At 66.3% G+C, this 16,433-nt stretch carries 12 protein-coding genes and 3 pseudogenes; 7 read left to right on the top strand and 8 right to left on the bottom strand.

What is annotated here, in order from left to right:
• Window positions 1-125: 125 nt before the first annotated feature.
• From D2K64_RS21350 to D2K64_RS21330, 5 genes are read right to left on the bottom strand one after another with little or no spacing between them, the layout of a single operon-like run.
• Window positions 126-2,144, bottom strand: coding sequence for an ABC transporter substrate-binding protein (locus D2K64_RS21350; protein ID WP_120010392.1), 2,019 nt, complete (start codon window positions 2,142-2,144; stop codon window positions 126-128).
• Window positions 2,145-2,165: 21 nt separating this feature from the next.
• Window positions 2,166-3,164, bottom strand: coding sequence for an ABC transporter ATP-binding protein (locus D2K64_RS21345; RefSeq protein ID WP_120010391.1), 999 nt, complete (start codon window positions 3,162-3,164; stop codon window positions 2,166-2,168).
• Entirely contained in the window at window positions 3,161-4,189 is a 1,029-nt protein-coding gene (locus D2K64_RS21340) for an ABC transporter ATP-binding protein (RefSeq protein ID WP_202910785.1), read from the bottom strand. The genes D2K64_RS21345 and D2K64_RS21340 overlap by 4 nt, the downstream gene beginning before the upstream one ends.
• The gene (locus D2K64_RS21335) at window positions 4,167-5,294 is read right to left on the bottom strand and encodes an ABC transporter permease (protein WP_120010389.1); all 1,128 of its coding nucleotides are present in this window, start codon (window positions 5,292-5,294) and stop codon (window positions 4,167-4,169) included. Before D2K64_RS21335 ends, D2K64_RS21340 begins: the two co-directional genes overlap by 23 nt.
• Window positions 5,294-6,283 (bottom strand): ABC transporter permease, encoded by a 990-nt coding sequence (locus tag D2K64_RS21330; protein ID WP_120010388.1) that lies wholly within the window; start codon window positions 6,281-6,283, stop codon window positions 5,294-5,296. Before D2K64_RS21330 ends, D2K64_RS21335 begins: the two co-directional genes overlap by 1 nt.
• Window positions 6,284-6,618: 335 nt before the next feature.
• Here D2K64_RS21330 and D2K64_RS21325 point away from each other — a divergent pair.
• The 3 pseudogenes from D2K64_RS21325 to D2K64_RS26305 all read left to right on the top strand — a co-directional run.
• A pseudogene (locus tag D2K64_RS21325) lies at window positions 6,619-7,491 on the top strand (IS701 family transposase); the annotation flags it as partial.
• 228 nt (window positions 7,492-7,719) lie between these two features.
• Window positions 7,720-8,876: pseudogene (locus D2K64_RS21320) on the top strand (IS3 family transposase).
• Between the two features lie 70 nt (window positions 8,877-8,946).
• A pseudogene (locus tag D2K64_RS26305) lies at window positions 8,947-9,094 on the top strand (IS5/IS1182 family transposase); the annotation flags it as partial.
• Window positions 9,095-9,235: 141 nt separating this feature from the next.
• On the opposite strand, the gene D2K64_RS21310 reads toward D2K64_RS26305, so the two are convergent.
• From D2K64_RS21310 to D2K64_RS21300, 3 genes are read right to left on the bottom strand one after another with little or no spacing between them, the layout of a single operon-like run.
• The gene (locus D2K64_RS21310; protein ID WP_120010387.1) at window positions 9,236-9,991 is read right to left on the bottom strand and encodes an SDR family NAD(P)-dependent oxidoreductase; all 756 of its coding nucleotides are present in this window, start codon (window positions 9,989-9,991) and stop codon (window positions 9,236-9,238) included.
• On the bottom strand, window positions 9,988-10,896 hold the full coding sequence (locus D2K64_RS21305) for a polysaccharide deacetylase family protein (protein WP_120010386.1): 909 nt from the start codon (window positions 10,894-10,896) through the stop codon (window positions 9,988-9,990). Before D2K64_RS21305 ends, D2K64_RS21310 begins: the two co-directional genes overlap by 4 nt.
• Window positions 10,897-10,915: 19 nt before the next feature.
• Window positions 10,916-11,938, bottom strand: a complete 1,023-nt coding sequence (locus tag D2K64_RS21300) for a ketopantoate reductase family protein (RefSeq protein WP_120010385.1) — start codon at window positions 11,936-11,938, stop codon at window positions 10,916-10,918.
• 99 nt (window positions 11,939-12,037) lie between these two features.
• Between D2K64_RS21300 and D2K64_RS21295 the strand changes: the two genes are divergently transcribed.
• The 4 genes from D2K64_RS21295 to D2K64_RS21280 all read left to right on the top strand — a co-directional run bounded on the left by D2K64_RS21295 (window position 12,038) and on the right by D2K64_RS21280 (window position 16,244).
• Complete coding sequence (locus D2K64_RS21295) at window positions 12,038-12,757, top strand: GntR family transcriptional regulator (RefSeq protein ID WP_162306230.1); 720 nt, start codon at window positions 12,038-12,040, stop codon at window positions 12,755-12,757.
• The gene (locus tag D2K64_RS21290; protein ID WP_120010383.1) at window positions 12,754-13,512 is read left to right on the top strand and encodes an SDR family NAD(P)-dependent oxidoreductase; all 759 of its coding nucleotides are present in this window, start codon (window positions 12,754-12,756) and stop codon (window positions 13,510-13,512) included. Before D2K64_RS21295 ends, D2K64_RS21290 begins: the two co-directional genes overlap by 4 nt.
• A gap of 68 nt (window positions 13,513-13,580) precedes the next feature.
• Window positions 13,581-14,597, top strand: a complete 1,017-nt coding sequence (locus D2K64_RS21285) for a Bug family tripartite tricarboxylate transporter substrate binding protein (RefSeq protein WP_120010382.1) — start codon at window positions 13,581-13,583, stop codon at window positions 14,595-14,597.
• 54 nt (window positions 14,598-14,651) lie between these two features.
• A complete protein-coding gene (locus D2K64_RS21280) occupies window positions 14,652-16,244 on the top strand; it encodes an ABC transporter substrate-binding protein (protein WP_238384355.1) in 1,593 nt (530 codons plus the stop codon).
• The last annotated feature ends 189 nt before the right edge of the window (window positions 16,245-16,433 follow it).

Below are 16,433 nucleotides of genomic sequence, written 5' to 3'. Positions count from 1 at the left end.
CTTCCGCTGGACCAAATCTGCCGACGACATTCTCGCCGCCATCCAGCGCTTCTGCCTTCGCTCCCAGACGATCGGAGTTTGATGGGGGCAACTCCACATCGCCCGGCACCCTGCCGGCCGGACGATCAGCTAAAGTACCACTGTTCTGGGTGTCCTCCCCAAGGGGTGCGGCAGTGCTGCGAAATAGCCGTTCGTGCAGGAACGTTCTGCAGCGTTCGATTCACAACCCGCACACCCATGAAGGCCGGTGAAAGTCCGACCAATCCGATACCCCATTGCTGCTCTACCACCAGTTTCCAGATCTCCTTTGCCGTCTCATTGCGCTGCTCCTGCTTCTGGCTGGTCGCAGCGCGCATCAGCTCGAAGGCCCGCCTCATCTCCGGCTCGGCGGGCGCTTGGCCACGCTCGCCGTTGGAGCCGTACCAAGCGGCATAGGCGTTGCTGATGACGCCGCCCAGCGGATCGACGGGCAGGGCGTAGCGAGGGAAGAGATAAAGGCTTTCCGTGCCGTTGTTGGTCCAGAGCGCGATCTGGTGCTGGTCCGAATAGGCTCGGGTGTACCAGAGGCTGCGCTCCATCACCTTCACATCGGCCGCGATGCCGATCTTGCGCCAGTGCTGCACCACCATCTCGGCCTGCTGCGGCCAGGTGGGGGACAGCGTCTGCGCCACCGCGATCTCCAGGCGCAGCCGCTGGCCATTGTCGCCGCGCAGCCGGAAACCCTCGCGGTCCTTCTTCAGCCCGATCTTGTCGAGTAGCCGGCCGGCTTGCGCGGGATCATGGGTGGACCACTTGCTCCGCCATTCCTCGCCCGGGCTTTCCGGCATGCTGGCCTCGGGAATGACCGAGCCCGGCGTGCCGAGCCCGAGCCAGAAGGCTTGATTGAGCTGCTCACGGTCAATGCCGAGCGCCAGGGCACGCCGGAAATCGGCGTTGCGCAGCCATTTGCCGATTTCGGCGTCATCCGTGTAGGTCAGCGTCGGGTAGAGCGCGGAATCGGCACCGTTGAACCCGAGATCGAGATGCACGCGGTAGCCGCTGCGGTCCTGGTTCTCAATGAGGACGGGCAGCTTGCCTAGATCGATGAAGCGCTCCTGATAGTCGTACTCGCCGGCAACGGCACGGAGGTTCACCACCTCCGGATTCTCGGCCAGCGTCATCTGCACGCGGTCGATATAAGGAAGCTGCTGCCCCTCCGTGTCCACGGCGTAGTAGTAGGGGTTGCGCTCCAGCACCCAGAGTTGGGTGTTGATCGGCTGCACCATGCGCCAGGCACACAGCGTGGGCAGCTCCCGGTTCAGGCACCAGTCGGATTTGTACTTGAAGTGCTCGACCCAGTTGCCGAAGCCGGCCGCCTTGGCCTGCCGGGTCAGCTCCTCCACGGAAGTGTATTTGGGCAGATACTGTCTCAGGTAATGCGCGGGGGCATAGAGCGCGTAGGTCCGGCCATCCGACTGCAGGCGCGTCTGTCCGCCACCCACCAGCGTGTCGCCCGCGAGCATCTGCGGGAACAAGAAGTAGGGCTCGGCGAACTCAAAGGCGACCGTCGCGTCGTCCACCTTCACCATGCGGCCCGGCTTGCCATTGGAGGCCAGCTCCGGTGCCGGGGCGGGAACCAGGTCGGCATTGCTGTAAAGCTCGTTGAACCAGAACAGCCAGTCATCGGCGGTGCAGGGCGTGCCGTCGGACCAGCGCAGCCCGCGCCGCAGGTGAAGGACGATCCGGCGCCCGTCCTCGCTGACCTCCCAGTCCCGCACTAGGCAGGGCTGCAGCTCGGTGCCCGAGGCGTCAAAGAAGAGCGGCTTGTCGGCCGACATCAGCCGGTTGCCGTTCTCACGGTCGCCCGGGCCGATGAAGCCGCGGCGCCAGGTACCGCCATATTTGCCGACGCTGCGCAGCGGTTGGATGACCATCACGTCCTCCGGCAGCCGCTGCTCCACGGGCGGCAGCTTGCCGGCGCGGACCTGCTCGGCCAGCGAGGGCGCTTCCTTGAACTGCTTTGGCCGCTGCGCCGGATCGGTGAGGATCTTCGGACCCTCCAGCGTGCCGACCAAGCCGGAATCGTGGAAGCCGCCGCTGGACTGCGCGGCAGCCTGCCCCGCCCAGCCCGCCAATGCCAGAAGCCCCAGCTCTCTGCGCCGCATTTCGTTCTCCCTTGTTTTCGTTCAGCGAACGCCGGCGAGTTCGAGCTCACGGGCGCGATGGCAACTGACCCAGCCCCCCGACTCCGTGGCAGCCAACTCTGGCCGCTCGGTGCGGCAGCGGTCGACGGTGTAGGGGCAGCGTGGATGAAAGGCGCAGCCAGGCGGTGGGCGGGCCGGGTCGGCCACCTCGCCCTGCGCCACCCTGCGGCGGTGCTGCCGGTTCGGGTCCGGCGCGGGCACGGCGGCGAGCAGGGCCTCGGTATAGGGATGGCGCGGCGCGCGGTAGAGCGCGTCGGTCGGCGCCACCTCGACGATCCGCCCGACATACATGACCGCGACGCGGTCGCTGACATGGCGGACCACGCTCAGGTCATGCGCGACGAACAGCATGGAAAGGCCGAGCCGGTCCTGGAGGTCGAGCAGCAGGTTGATGATCTGCGCCTGCACCGAGACATCCAGCGCCGAGACCGGCTCGTCTGCGACGATGAGTTGCGGGTGCAGTGCCAGGGCGCGGGCGATACCGATGCGCTGTCGCTGGCCACCGCTGAAAGCGTGCGGGAAGCGGGTGCGCGAGCCGGGCGGCATCTGCACCAGCTCCAGCAGCTCCATCAGCCGCTCCCGCCGCTCCGCCGCCGGCACGCCATTGACCTTGAGTGGCTCGGTGATGATGTCGCCCACCATCATGCGCGGATTCAGCGAGGCGTAAGGGTCTTGGAAGATCATCTGGATGTGGCGCCGGAGGGGCCGCATCTGCCGCTTCGGCAGGGTGGCGAGGTCCACCGCGCGGCCGTTCTCGGGCGTGAAGCGGATCGCGCCCGAGGTGGGTGTCAGCGCGCGCAGGATGCAGCGGGACACGGTAGTCTTGCCGCAGCCGCTCTCGCCCACCAGGGCCAGCGTCTCCCCGCGCGCGATCTGGAAGCTGACCCCGTCCACCGCGCGGACCCGGCCGACCTCACGCCGCAGCAGGCCCGCATGGATCGGGTAGTGCTTCTGCAGGTCCTGGACCTCAAGCAGGTTCATGCCGGAACCTCCGTGCGGAAGCAGCTCGCGCCCGCCTGCCCGGGCGGCACCGGGTCCGGGATGCGCTCCATGCACACGGCTCCGACACGCTCGGCGCAGCGGGGATGGAAGGAACAGCCGAAGGGGCGCGACCCGGGATGCGGCACCGCGCCGCCGATAGTGGAAAGCCGCTGGCGGGGCCGCGCCAGGATGCTCGGAACGGCACGCAGCAGGGCGCGGGTATAAGGATGGCGCGGCGCGGCGAAAAGCTGTCGCACGGGCGCCACCTCGACGACGCGGCCGAGATACATCACGGTCACCTCGTCGGCCATCTCGGCAATCACGCCCATGTCGTGCGTGATCAGCATGAGGGAGATGTTCTTCGCCTCCTGCAGGCCGCGCAGCAGGGACAGGATCTGCGCCTGGGTCGTGACGTCCAGCGCCGTGGTGGGTTCGTCGGCGATGACGATGTCCGGGTCGCCCGCCAGGGCCATGGCGATGCCGACGCGCTGCCGCAGCCCGCCGCTGAGCTCGAAGGGATAGGCATCGATGCGGGTCTCAGGGCGCGGAATGCCGACGTCGCGCAGCAGCTCGGTGGCGCGGTTGCGTGCCTCGGCCACGGAAACGGAATGGTGCTGCCGCACCGCCTCGATGAGCTGGTTGCCCACCGTGTAGTGCACACTCAGGGCGGTCATGGGCTCCTGAAAGATCAGGCCGATGCGGCCGCCGCGCACTTCGCGCATCTGCCGGGACTCCGGATCGAGGCTGGCGAGGTCGATCTCCCGCGGCGTCGAGGGGTCCAGCACCATGCGCCCGCCCGTGATGATGCCCGGGTGGTCGATGAGGCGGAGGATGGAGCGCGCCGTCACGCTCTTGCCACAGCCGCTCTCGCCGACGATGCCGAGCGTGCGGCCGGCATGCAGGTCGAAGCTCACGCCGTCCAGCGCACGCACCACGCCTTGCTCGCTGCGGAACTGCACGGCAAGGTCGCGCACCGCCAGGGCGACGGCGGGTGCGGCGTGATCAGCCATAGGGGTCTGCAGCATCGCGCAATCCATCCCCGAGGAAGTTGAAGGCCAGGATCACCACTGTCACCGGTACAGCGGCCAGCAGGAGCCACGGTGCGCCGGAGAGGACCTGGATGTTCTGCGCGTCCTGCAGCAGGATGCCCCAGCTCACCGCCGGTGGCCGCAGCCCGAGGCCGAGGAAGCTCAGCGAGGTCTCGCTGATGATCATCGCCGGCAGGGCCAGCGTCGTCGCGGCGATGACGTGGCTGGCAAAGGAGGGCAGCATGTGGCGGAAGATGATGCGCCCCTGGCTGGCGCCGGCGAGCTCCGCAGCGATCACGAAATCCTCCTCGCGGAGCGCCAGGAAGCGGCCGCGCACCACCCGCGCCAGGTCGGTCCAGCCGATCAGCGAGATGATGAGCGTGATGGCGAAGTAGACTTGCGTGACGCTCCAGGTGTTGGGCAGGGCCGCCGCAAGCCCCATCCAGAGCGGGATGGTGGGCACCGATCGCAGCAGCTCGATCAGACGCTGGATCAGCGTGTCCACCCAGCCGCCGTAAAGGCCGGAGATGCCGCCCAGCAGGACGCCCAGGAATAGGCTGAGCGTCACGCCGGCCAGCCCGATCGACAACGAGACGCGCGTGGCGACCATCATGCGGGAATAAAGATCGCGCCCAAGCTGATCGGTACCGAACAGGAAGACGCCCTCGCCTGGGCCGGCATCGTCGATGCCGAAGAGATGGATACTGGTGGGGATGAAGCCGAGCAGGTCATAGTCGTAGCCGCGAACGAAGAGCCGCACTGGAAGCTTCCGTGACGCGTCGGGGGTGTAGCTCAGCTTGAAGGTGCGCATGTCGCGCACGCCTTTCAGGCCGTAGACATGCGGGTTGAAGCCGCCCTCGTCGAAGAGATGGATACCTTGCGGTGGAATGAAGCTGCGGCGCGCATCCGTCGCGTGCGGGTCGTTGGCCGCGAGGAAGTCGGCGAAGATCGCCACCAAATAGAACAGCACGACCAGCACCAAGCTTGCCAGGGCCAGCTTGTGCCGGCGGAAGCGCCACCAGGTCAGCTGCAGCTGCGTTGCCTGCGCGAAGCGTACCTCTGGGGCCGTAACGGGAGGATCGTTGGCCACTGTCACGCTCATCAGCGTCCCTCCAGCCGGATGCGCGGATCGATCCACATCAGCAGCAGGTCGGAGATCAGGGTGCCGACCACCGTCATCACGCCGAGCATCATGACGATGGCGCCAGCCAGGAACATGTCCTGCGCGACCAGCGCCTGCAACAGCAGCGGTCCGACAGTGGGAAGGCCGAGAACGAGCGATACGATGATGCTGCCCGAGACAAGGTATGGAAAAAGGTAGGCGACGGAGCTGGCGAAAGGATTGAGCGCGGCGCGCACCGGGTATTTTAGGATCGCGCGACGCTCGGTTAAACCCTTGGCGCGGGCGGTGACCACATAGGGTTTGCGCAGCTCGTCGAGCAGGTTGGCGCGCATGATGCGGATAAGCTGCGCCGTTCCGGCGATGGCCAGCACCGCCGCCGGCAGCGGCAGGTGCTTGGCGAGATCCCAGGCCCGCCCGAGGCTCCAGGGCGCCTGGACATATTCCGCAGAGAACAGGCCGCCGACGTTGAGCCCGAGATAGCGGAAGCCGAAATACATCAGGATCAACGCCAGGAGGAAATTGGGAATGGCGAGCCCGATGAAGCCCAGCATGGTGAAGATGTAGTCGCCAATGGAGTATTGCCGCACCGCCGAGTAGATCCCGATGGGCAGCGCGATGATCCATGTGAGGAACAGGGCGGCGAGCGACACGACCATGGTAAGCCAAAGGCGGTCGCCGATCACCTCGGTGACCGGCCGGCGCCACATCATCGAGACGCCGAAATCACCCTGCAGAACTCGCACCATCCAGCTCCAGTACTGGACGAAAATCGACTGATCGAGCCCGTAGGCGCGCCGCATCGCCTCCGCCTGATCGATGGAGATCGAGCTGCCGCTTGCGGCGAGGTTGGCGATGTAGGCATCGACGAAGTCGCCCGGCGGTAGCCGGATGATGGCGAAGGTCAGTACGGAGATGAAGATGCAGGTGATGAACGCGAAGCCGAGTCGCCGCAGGATATAGATCAGCATGGACGACGGCCTCGGCCTTCCGAGTACCCAACCATGACGTTTCCTCCGGCCTTGCGTTTTTCGACGAAAGTGCTGGGCGCATTAAATAGGGCATGAACCGGCGGCGCAACGATTTTCAGGGCCGAGCCGGTTCCGGGTGCCCTCCGTCTTAGGTCTTTCTGCCTGACTCATCGTTCTCTGCACCACGATTAATTGAGACACTCCGCAAGCGGGCGGTATCCGCTGATGGGGTGCGCGACGATGGCAGAGACGAGGGATGCCGCTGGTCCTGGCTAGAGTGGTCGGCTGCCGTGGCAGCGCAAGCGGGATGCGATGCCCTGATGGAGGCGGTGTCGATGACGAGCATTCCTGGCGGTGGAGCGGACCTGGTTCGTTGGCTGGCGCCGTTCCTGGAGGTGATGCAGCAAGACCCGCCGCAGCTGGGCGCCGCTCTACCTGCGGGGCCTGCTCGGATCTGGTGAGCGCAAGAGCCTGCGGCCGATGGCGGCCCGCCTGGGGTTGGGCGGCCATGACCAGTTGCAGCACTTCATCGCCAGTCCGGCCTGGGACGGCGCGCCGCTCTGGTCCGTGCTGGCGCAGCAGGCGGACAAGCTGGTGGGTGGTCCGCAGGCGTGGCTGGTGATCGACGACACGGCGTTGCCCAAGAAGGGCACGATGTCGGTCGGCGTGCTGCCGCAGTACTGCGGCCAGCTCGGCAAGAAGGCCAACTGTCAGTCGCTGGTGTCACTCACCCTGGCGCAGGGCGAGGTGCCTGTCCCGGTCGGCCCGCGGCTGTTCCTGCCGGGGGAGTGGACCGGCGATCCGGGGCGTTGTGCCCGGGCTGGCGTGCCGGAGGCAGCGATGGTGCCGCTCACCAAGGGTGAGATCGCGCTGGCAGAACTCGACCGGCTGCTGACTTCCGGCATGCGGTTCGGCACCGTGCTGGCGGATGCGGGCTACGGCGCGAGTGCCGCGTTCCGTCAGGGCCTCGATGCTCGGGGCCCGCGCTGGGCGGTGGGCATTCCGCGCAACCAGAAGGTCTACAGCGCCGGGGTAAGGCTGGTGCCGCCGCCAGGTCGGACTCGTAAGCCAGTGCCTGACGAGGAGCCGCTGGAGGCGGAGAAGGCCCTGGCCACGCAGGCCCAGCGTCGGTCACCTGGCGGCATGGCACCAAGGGAGCGCTGGCGGCTCAGTTCGCCGTAGCGCACATCCGGGTCGGTGACGGGCCGGTCTGGGGCAACAATCGGCACCTCCTGTTCGACGCCGCGCAGCAACGACGCCGGGGGCAACGTCTATCCGCAAGGCCCGACGGGAGCAGAAGATCGATGCCGCCATGGCGCTGATCATGGCGCTGGGGCGGGCTGACGTGTGCCCTTAAAAGCGGACCGGCGCTGATGTGAGATTGGCGGGACGCGGAGGAGGCGGAGACGGCGAAGAAGCAGCACAAGCCGGAAGAGATCGTGGCCAAACTGCGCCAGGTCGAGGTGTTGGTGGGGCAGGGCAAGACGGTGGCCGAGGGTGTCCGGGTGATCGGGGTCACGGAGGCGGCGTATGATCGCTGGCGATCGGAGTATGGCGGTCTGAAGCTGGATCAGGTGAGGCGCCTGAAGCAGCTGGAGCAGAAGAATGGCCGCCTGCGCAGGACCGTAGCGGATCTGACGCTGGAGAAGCTGGTGCTGGAGGGTCAGACGCACTGCGTCTGACGCCTCGGGAAACTTCTGAGCGCCGCGCGCCGCCGGGCGGCGGTGCAGCATGTCACGGCGGCATTGAGCGTCTCGGAACGCTTTGCCTGTCGCGTGCTGGGCCGGCATCGCTCGACGCAGCGGCAGGCGCCAGTCCCTCCGGGCGACGAAGCGGCGCTGACGGCGGCGATTATTGACCTGGCCCGGCAATACGGCCGCTACGGCTACCGCCGGATCACGGCGCTGCTCCGGAAGGAGGGCTGGTGCTGCAACCACAAGCGGATGGAGCGCATCTGGCGCCGTAAGGGACTGAAGGTGCCTGCTCGCCAGCCCAGGCGTGGGCGGCTCTGGCTCAACGACGGCTCCTGCGTGCGGCTGCGCCCCGAGCGTCCGCATCATGTCTGGGCCTATGACTTCGTGGAGGACCGGACGCGCGACGGGCGCAGCTCCGCATGCTGAACGTGGTGGATGAGTTCACCCGCGAATGCCTGGCCATCCGGGTGACACGCAAGCTGAACTCCCTCGACGTCATCGATGTGCTGACGGACCTGTTCATCGCCCGCGGCACGCCCGTGCATGTTCGGTCGGACAATAGCCCTGAGCTCGTGGCCAAGGCCGTGCAGGGCTGGATCCACGGCGTGGGCGCGAAGACCGCCTTCATTGAGCCCGGCAGCCCCTGGGAGAACGGCTACGTGGAGAGCTTCAACCGCAAGCTGCGCGATGAACTGCTCAACGGCGAGGTGTTCAACTCGCTGGCCGAAGCCAAAGTGCTGATCGAGCAGTGGCGGGTGCACGACAACACCGCTCACCCCCATTCCTCGTTCGGCTACAGGCCACCAGCCCCGGAGGTGATTGTGCCAGGAAGCGCCAGATCAGCGCCCCATCCCAGTTCCAATGGCTCATCGGCCCCGTCACTGCCCATGATCCACTAGAATCTTGCCCGGGCCAGTTGATGGAGGCTAATCAGGGCAGGTATCGAAGGCGACAACCCCGCAGGCGGGCAAGCTGCACGCCGACAAAGCCTACGACCATGGCCGCTGCCGAAGTGAGTGCCACGCGTGCGGCATCATCCCCCATATTGCACGGCAAGGCACCGAGAGCAGCGCCCGACTGGGCCGTCCATCGCCGGGTGGTGGAACGCCCCTTCGCCTGACTGAACCAGTTCCGGCGCTTGACCATCCGCTATGAATGCCGCGCTGACCTCCCGGGAGTCCCTCACAGCACTCGCCTGAGCGACCATCTGCCTGCGCCAGTTCAGATGTTCTCGTGCTCCTTGTTCAGGCTGTGGCCCTCAGACGTGATACTGGAAGCCGTCCACCACGAAGTGCTGGCCGGTAATGAAGCAGGGCTCCGATGTGGCCAAGAATACAACAAGTTGTGCAACGTCATCCACTTTGCCCACGCGGCCAAGAGCGATGCCCTCTCTCGCAAGCTGTGCGCCTCGCTCGATGATGACGTGGTTCTTCGCCAATTCTGTTTCGATCAGGCCCGGACAGACAGCGTTGATCAGGATGGTAGGCCCGAGTTCCTTGGCCAGGGCGCGCGTCATGCCAAGGATGCCGGCTTTGGCCGTGGCGTAGGCAAAGCGGCTAACCGCCGCCGTGACACCGCCAGACAGCGCGTTGAGGGAGGAGATGGAGGCGATCCGCCCGCCGCCCTGCGCGAGCATCAGCGGCGCCGCGGCGTGGATGTAGTTGAAGCAGCTTTTCAAATTGATCGCGATCGTGCGGTCATACTCATCCTCGGCAATATCGAGAATGCCTTTGGGCTGCGCCTTGCCTGCATTGTTCAGCAGGAAGTCAATGCGACCGAAGGCGGTCTGGATTTCGGCCACAACCTGTCTGGCGCGCGCGAAATCCGAGGTATCGGCCTCGAAGCACAGGGCGTGCCGGCCCAGCGCCTCGATCTCGCCGCGCGTTCGGTCCATCTCTTTCGACAGCAGGTCGACCAACGCGATGTCGAAGCCTTGTCGCGCAAGGGCAAGGGCGCAGCCGCGCCCAATGCCCCGGGCACCACCGGTGACAATGGCGGATCGCGAGGGGGTCATACAGCATTGTCCTTGCACCAAGCCGCGACTTCGGCATGACTGGCGAACCAGCAATCACCCTTCGCCTTGGCGGCGGCAATCACCTTCTCCAGCACAGGCATGCGGCTGCGATGGCCGATATGATGCGGATGCATCGTCAGCAGGTAGAGACCGCCTTCGGCATGGGCGCCGTCCAGTTCCGCCAGGAAGATCTCGGCGACAGCCGAGGGAGGCGTGTAGGGGCGCAGCCCGCCGAAGCGATTCATGTTGAAGTAGACAGCATCATCGCGGATCCATTCCGGCGGCAGCTCGACGATGCCTGTGGCCTCGCCGCCCACGGTCAGTTCATATGCATCGTCATCAGCCATCAGGCTGCTGTCATAGAGCAGGCCCATCTCGCGGATGATGTCGAGCGTGCGGAGCGAGAAATCCCAACTCGCCGTGCGCATGCCGACGGGGCGCTGACCCGTCACTTGCTCCAGCGTGTCGCGCGCGCGGAAGGCGAGATCGCGCTCCACCTCATAAGGAAGGATGGTGTTGCGCTCATGGATCCAGGAGTGGATGCCGATCTCATGTCCTTCCTCGGCCACGCCGCGCGCCTCCTCCGGGTGCAGCAGGGCAGAGACGGCCGGGTAGAAAAAGGTAGCCTTGATGCCTTCCTGCCTCAGTAGGGTGCGGATGCGCGGCATGGCGGCACGTGCGCCGTACTGGCCCTGGCTGATGCGCATGGGGCTTTCATCCGCGTCACGCAGCGGGATGGTCTCGTGATCCGCGTCAAAGGACAGGGCGACGGCACAGCGCGCGCCTCCTGGCCAGGCGCGCGGACGCAGGCTTCGGCCGGCCCGCGCGCGATCCACCACGCCGCGCCAGACAGGCTCCGGCCAGTCCCAGGGGTTGCCGGCGGGGTGAGGCTGCTTATCGCTCATCGGTTTCGCTTCCTGCTTTTCAGTGCTGGGCGGCCATCTGGCTCAACACATCGGCGGTCTCCTGACCAATGGCGCGCTGCCCCTGCTCGATCTCGCCGATCAGGCGGACCAGCGCATCGGCGAGGGGGGTGGTGAGGCCATGGCCACGCGCCGCGGCCCGCACTGGGTTCAGCTGCGCCGCAACATCGGTCTGCCGCTTGCGCACTGCCAGATCGCGCCAGATGCCGCTGCGCGGCTTGGCCGAAGCCCGATTGAAGCCCTCCATGCGCCGCATGCAATCCGCCATCGCCGCCTTATCCCCGCGCATGAAGGCGAGCGGATCGAAGCCGTCGAAGCCGAGCGGTGTCACGCCTTCCGCCGCGGCCACCGCCAGGATCTCCCGCACTAGCCGGCGGATCAGCACCTGCCGCTCGGGTGCCGCGATGAAGTCGGCAATGGTGTCGTTTGTCAGGGCGGAGGCCTTGAGGATGGCGCCATAGCCCGCCTTGCCCCAGAGATAACCGAAGACGTTGTCGCTGAGCACGGCATCAGCGTCGAAATCTCTCAGCAGGGCGTGCAGCGCTTCCAGCCGCGGCGTGCGGCTGCCATCCAGCTCGCCCACCACCACCGCGCCCCGCTTGGCGTAGGCGATGTGACCGGGCGCCAGATAATCGGCATAGAAGTTCACGAAAGCGCCGATCGTGCGCTCGCGCCCGACGATCTTGGCGATGGTTAGCTCGTTGAGGCCATTCTGGCAGGACACCACCGCCCCATCCGCCGCCAGATGCGGCGCCAGGGCGCGGGTGGCGGCCTCCGTGTGGTGCGCCTTCACGGCAAGGATGACCAGCTTATGTTGCCCACGCACATCCTGCGGCAGAAGAGCCGGGCCGCCGGTGGCGAACTCGGCGACAGGCCCTTCGATCTGCAGCCTTTCCCCGCGGATGGCGGCCACATGCTCCGGCACCAGATCCACGAACAGCACCTCATGTCCGGCGCGCCGCAGGCAGGCGCCGATCGTGCCGCCGATCGCCCCCGCCCCCCAGATGACCACAGGCTCTGCCATCGCCGCCTCCTTCGCCGCTTGTTCGTGCAGTGTCTGGCAAGGCTAGCCGATGCGTCAACCGATTGACCGTTTGTCTAACAATCTTCTATGAAGAGTCTGATGGACGTTGTTTCGAACAACCTCGACCTCCGAGCCGCGCCGCAGATCGTCACCCTGCGCTCGGCACTCGGCGACATTCTGCGGAGGGCCATCGTGTCCGGCCGTTTCATGCCCGGTCAGAAGCTGGTGGAGCGCGAGCTATGCGAGCTGACTGGCGCCAGCCGCGCCTCCGTCCGTGAAGCCCTGCGACAGCTGGAGGCCGAGGGGCTGGTCACCCTGCGCCCGCATCGCGGACCCTTCGTCATGTCCATGACGGTGGAAGACGCGCGTCAGCTCTATGGCGTGCGCGGCGTCTTGCTGGGCTACGCTGCCCGGCTCTGCGCCGCGGCGCGCCCGGCGGCGGCGCTGGCCGCCATCGCCTCGGCAACGGAAGCCCTGGGGCAGGGAGCGGCGGCGGCGGACCACCGCGCCATTGTTCAGTCCGGCGACGCATTCCACGCTGCCATCGGTGCGGGCAGCGGCAATGCCGTGCTGCAACAGATGCTGGCCTCCGTGCACAACCGGCTGGCGCTGCTGCGCAACCTGTCCATGGCACTGCCCCATCGGGTGCGGGAAGGGCTGGCCGCCTATGCCGCCATCCGCGACGCGATCGCCGCCGGCCGGCCGGCGGAGGCCGAGGCGCTCTGTCTGGACCACAACGATGCCGGTGCCGCGCTGGCGCTGTGCATTCTGGAAGAGGCGGAGGGCCATAGGGCCAGGCGGGAGGCGAGAACGGGATGACGCTGGATTTCGAGGGCAAGGTGGTGGCCGTGACAGGTACGGCGATGGGTTTCGGCCGCGCCATCGCCCGCAGCTTCGCGGAGCGAGGTGCCGAGGTGCACGCGACGGATATCGATCGCGCCGGGCTAGAGGCGACGGCCGAAGGCAGCACGATGCACATTGCCACGGCCGACCTGACCGACCGCTCCGCGGCGGCCGCCTGGATCGCGGATGTGGAGCGCGCGGCGGGGCGCGCCATCGATATCCTGGTGAACAATGCCGGCGGCATGATGGGGCAGCACCACCGCCCTGTGGAGGGGGTGCCGGACGAGGATTGGGACGCCATCATGGCCCTCAATCTCGGCGCCACCTTCGCGACCATCCGTGCCGCCGCGCCAGGCATGAAGCGCGCCGGATGCGGGCGCATCGTCAACATCAGTTCCGGCGCCGCGTTTCGGCCTGCCCGTACCCGCATCCAGGCCTATTGCACGGCGAAGCACGCGGTGGTCGGCCTGACGCGGCAGATGGCGATGGAACTGGGTCCGCACGGCATCACCGTGAACAGCGTGGCGCCCGGGCTGGTGCTGACCGATGCCGACAAGCAGGGCGGCTGGCAGACCCAGACCGAGGAGCGGCGTGCCGCGACCCTGTCCGGCATCGCGCTCGGCCGACTGGGCGAGGCGCATGACATCGCCGATGCCACGATGTTCTTCGCCTCGGACCTTGCCAAATTCGTCACCGGGCAGCTGCTGCCCGTCAATGGCGGATCATTCTGACGGCCAGCCGGACGAAGATCCGGCGGGAAACGCCCGAAACACTGCGACCCACGCAGGAGCGAGAGACAATGAGCGAGACAAGGAAAGCCTGCCCTGTTCCGGCCCTGGGCCGGCGCGGCCTGGTAACGTTGGCGGGGGCCGCGCTGGTGGCGCCCGCGGTGTCGCGTGCGCAGAGCGGCGCCTGGCCGGCCCGGCCGATCAGCCTGATCGTGCCGTTCGGCCCAGGCGGCGGCACCGACATCACGGTGCGGCTGCTGGCGCCGAAGCTTGGCGAGTTGCTGGGGCAGAACGTCATCGTCGAGAACAAGCCCGGCGCAGGCAGCGTCCTCGGCACCGATTTCGTCGCCAAGTCACGGCCGGATGGCTACACCTTCGTGCTGGCCACATTGTCTTCCACCGGCGTGGCGGCGGGGCTCTACAAGAACCTGCCCTATGATCCGGTGAAGGATTTGACGGCCATCGCGCCGACCAATTTCATCCCCATCTGCCACAGCGTCATCACCAAGGGACTGAAGGTGCGCGACACGGCGGAGTGGATCGCGCAGCTGAAAGCCAACCCCAACAAATACTCCTATGGCAGCAGCGGCATTGGCTCCACCGGTCATCTGGCCTCGGCCAATTTCCTGCAACGCATCGGCGCGCAGGCGGTGCATGTGCCCTATCGCGGCGCCGGGCAGGTCTTCACCGCCTTGCTGGCCGGTGAGGTGCAGTTCAACAGCGACATTCCCAGCCTGATGCTGCCCTACAACCGCGATGGGCAGGTGAAGACGCTGTTTGTCGCGACAGATGAGCGGTCTAACCTGATGCCGGACGTGCCAACGGCCGCCGAGGCCGGGCTGCCTGGCTACAAGGCCTATTCCTGGTACGGCATCTTCGGTCCCTCGGGCCTGGCGAAGTCCACTGTCGAGCGCATGGCGGCGGCAGTGGATGAGGCGCTGGGCGACGCCACCATCCGCCAGCGGCTGGACGAGATGGGAACACCGCCGATGCGCGGCTATTCGCCCGAGCGTTTCGCCCAGTACGTCAAGGACGAGGTCGATCTTTGGGTACCGATCGTCAAGGCGTCTGGCGCTTCGATCGATTGAGGATGCCACGGTTCTTTCTGATGTCTGCACCGTCACGCAAGGAGGCATTCGTCCATGAATACCCTGATGCCGAAGTTCCGGGCCGCCCTGCTGGCAGGCGCGGTCGCCCTGGCCCTGTCGCCCCGCATGGCGGAAGCACAGAACATCGCGATTGCTATCGGCGGCTCCGTCACCTCACTGGATCCGCACTTCTATAACGCCTCACCCAACCACAGCGCCGCCGCCCATTTCTTTGAACGGCTGACCGAGTTCGACAGCAGCGCCAAGCTGCAGCCTGCACTGGCCAAGTCTTGGGAAGCGATCGCTCCTGACGTGTGGGAGTTCAAGCTGCGCCCGGGCGTCAAGTGGCATGACGGGCAAGACTTCACCGCCGAGGATGTGGCGTTCACCATCAAGCGTGCGCCTGATGTGCCCAATAGCCCCGGCGGCTTCGGCGCCTTTGTCCGCGGCGTGAAGCGCGTCGAGATCGTAGATCCACTGACCATCCGCTTCCACACCCCCGGTCCTTATCCGCTGCTGCCGGTGGACTTCGCGTCGCTCTTTATCATATCCCGGCACGTCGGAGAGGCTGCCACCACCGAGGATTACAACAGCGGAAAGGCGGTGATCGGCACCGGGCCGTACCGTTTCTCCTCCTACACGCCTGGCAATCGCGTGCAGATGACGCGCAACGATGCTTACTGGGGCGGCAAGCCCGACTGGGCGACGGTGGATTTCCGCATCATCTCCAATCCCGGCGCACGCACGGCGGCAATCCTGTCGGGCGATGTGGACATCATCGATACCGTTCCCACCTCCGACATCCCCAAGCTGCAGCAGGAGCCGACGCTGCAGGTGAGCTCGATCCAGGGCTTGCGCCTTATCTACCTCGCGGCGGACCGCTCGCGCGACGAGAACCCGGTCTTCGTCACCGACAATAATGGCAAGCCCCTGGCGAGGAATCCGTTCAACGATCTGCGGGTGCGCCGTGCGCTGTCCATCGCCATCAACCGCGAAGCCCTGGCTGAGCGCGTGATGGAAAACACCGCCAAGCCCGCCGGGCAATGGCTGCCGCCGGGCACCTATTCCTATAACCCGGATGTGACGGTGCCGGTGCAGGATCTTGACGGCGCCAGAAAGCTGCTGACCGAGGCAGGCTTCCCGCAGGGTTTCAGGCTGACCCTGCACACGCCTAACGACCGCTACCCCAACGACGCCAAGACCGCCCAGGCCGTGGCGCAGATGTGGACGCGCGTCGGCGTGCAGACCACCGTCGACGCCTTGCCCTGGTCCACCTACTCCGTCCGCTCCAATCGGCAGGAATTCGGCATCAGGCTGATGGGCTGGGGCAGCCTGACAGGCGAGGCTTCCTATGCCCTGGTGAACATCATGGGCACCTACAGCCAGGAAACCCGCTTCGGCGCCAACAATTCCGGCCGCTACAGCAACCCGGGACTGGACGCGTTGACGGTCAAGGCCACCAGCACCCTGAACGACAAGGAGCGTGAGAAGCTGTTGCAGCAGGCGGTGAAGATGGCAATGGATGACGTGGCCATCTTCCCGCTGCACCAGCTTGTCAACACCTGGGCAGTGAAGAGAGGTCTGAAGCACGAGCCGCGCATGGATGAACGGACGCGTGCGATGGACATCAAGCCAAGCGAATCCTGAGCCGGGCTGAGCCGGTCGTGAGGGACCCGTCCTTGTGACCTTTCCCCATGAGGTCGGCAACCGAACTGAGAGAGTTGGCCTTCTGGGAAGGAGCCTGCTGGTATGAAGAAGCGCTAGTGTCCTGATTCCGTAGTTCCTCCGATCGTCTGGGAGCGAAGGCAGAAGCGCTGGATGGCGGCGAGAATGTCG

The organism is Teichococcus vastitatis (genome assembly GCF_003604215.1).
GTDB classification, from domain to species: Bacteria; Pseudomonadota; Alphaproteobacteria; order Acetobacterales; family Acetobacteraceae; genus Pseudoroseomonas; species Pseudoroseomonas vastitatis.
This window is presented reverse-complemented; position numbering and strand designations above follow the sequence as displayed.

Excerpts from the sequence above, each read along its gene's own strand:
- D2K64_RS21335 (WP_120010389.1), bottom strand. The coding sequence starts at position 5,294 with ATGAGCGTGACAGTGGCCAACGATCCTCCCGTTACGGCCCCAGAGGTA.
- D2K64_RS21285 (WP_120010382.1), top strand. The coding sequence starts at position 13,581 with ATGAGCGAGACAAGGAAAGCCTGCCCTGTTCCGGCCCTGGGCCGGCGC.
- D2K64_RS21305 (WP_120010386.1), bottom strand. The coding sequence starts at position 10,896 with ATGAGCGATAAGCAGCCTCACCCCGCCGGCAACCCCTGGGACTGGCCG.
- D2K64_RS21350 (WP_120010392.1), bottom strand. The coding sequence starts at position 2,144 with ATGCGGCGCAGAGAGCTGGGGCTTCTGGCATTGGCGGGCTGGGCGGGG.
- D2K64_RS21295 (WP_162306230.1), top strand. The coding sequence starts at position 12,038 with ATGGACGTTGTTTCGAACAACCTCGACCTCCGAGCCGCGCCGCAGATC.
- D2K64_RS21345 (WP_120010391.1), bottom strand. The coding sequence starts at position 3,164 with ATGAACCTGCTTGAGGTCCAGGACCTGCAGAAGCACTACCCGATCCAT.
- D2K64_RS21300 (WP_120010385.1), bottom strand. The coding sequence starts at position 11,938 with ATGGCAGAGCCTGTGGTCATCTGGGGGGCGGGGGCGATCGGCGGCACG.
- D2K64_RS21280 (WP_238384355.1), top strand. The coding sequence starts at position 14,652 with ATGAATACCCTGATGCCGAAGTTCCGGGCCGCCCTGCTGGCAGGCGCG.
- D2K64_RS21290 (WP_120010383.1), top strand. The coding sequence starts at position 12,754 with ATGACGCTGGATTTCGAGGGCAAGGTGGTGGCCGTGACAGGTACGGCG.
- D2K64_RS21310 (WP_120010387.1), bottom strand. The coding sequence starts at position 9,991 with ATGACCCCCTCGCGATCCGCCATTGTCACCGGTGGTGCCCGGGGCATT.
- D2K64_RS21330 (WP_120010388.1), bottom strand. The coding sequence starts at position 6,283 with ATGCTGATCTATATCCTGCGGCGACTCGGCTTCGCGTTCATCACCTGC.
- D2K64_RS21340 (WP_202910785.1), bottom strand. The coding sequence starts at position 4,189 with ATGCTGCAGACCCCTATGGCTGATCACGCCGCACCCGCCGTCGCCCTG.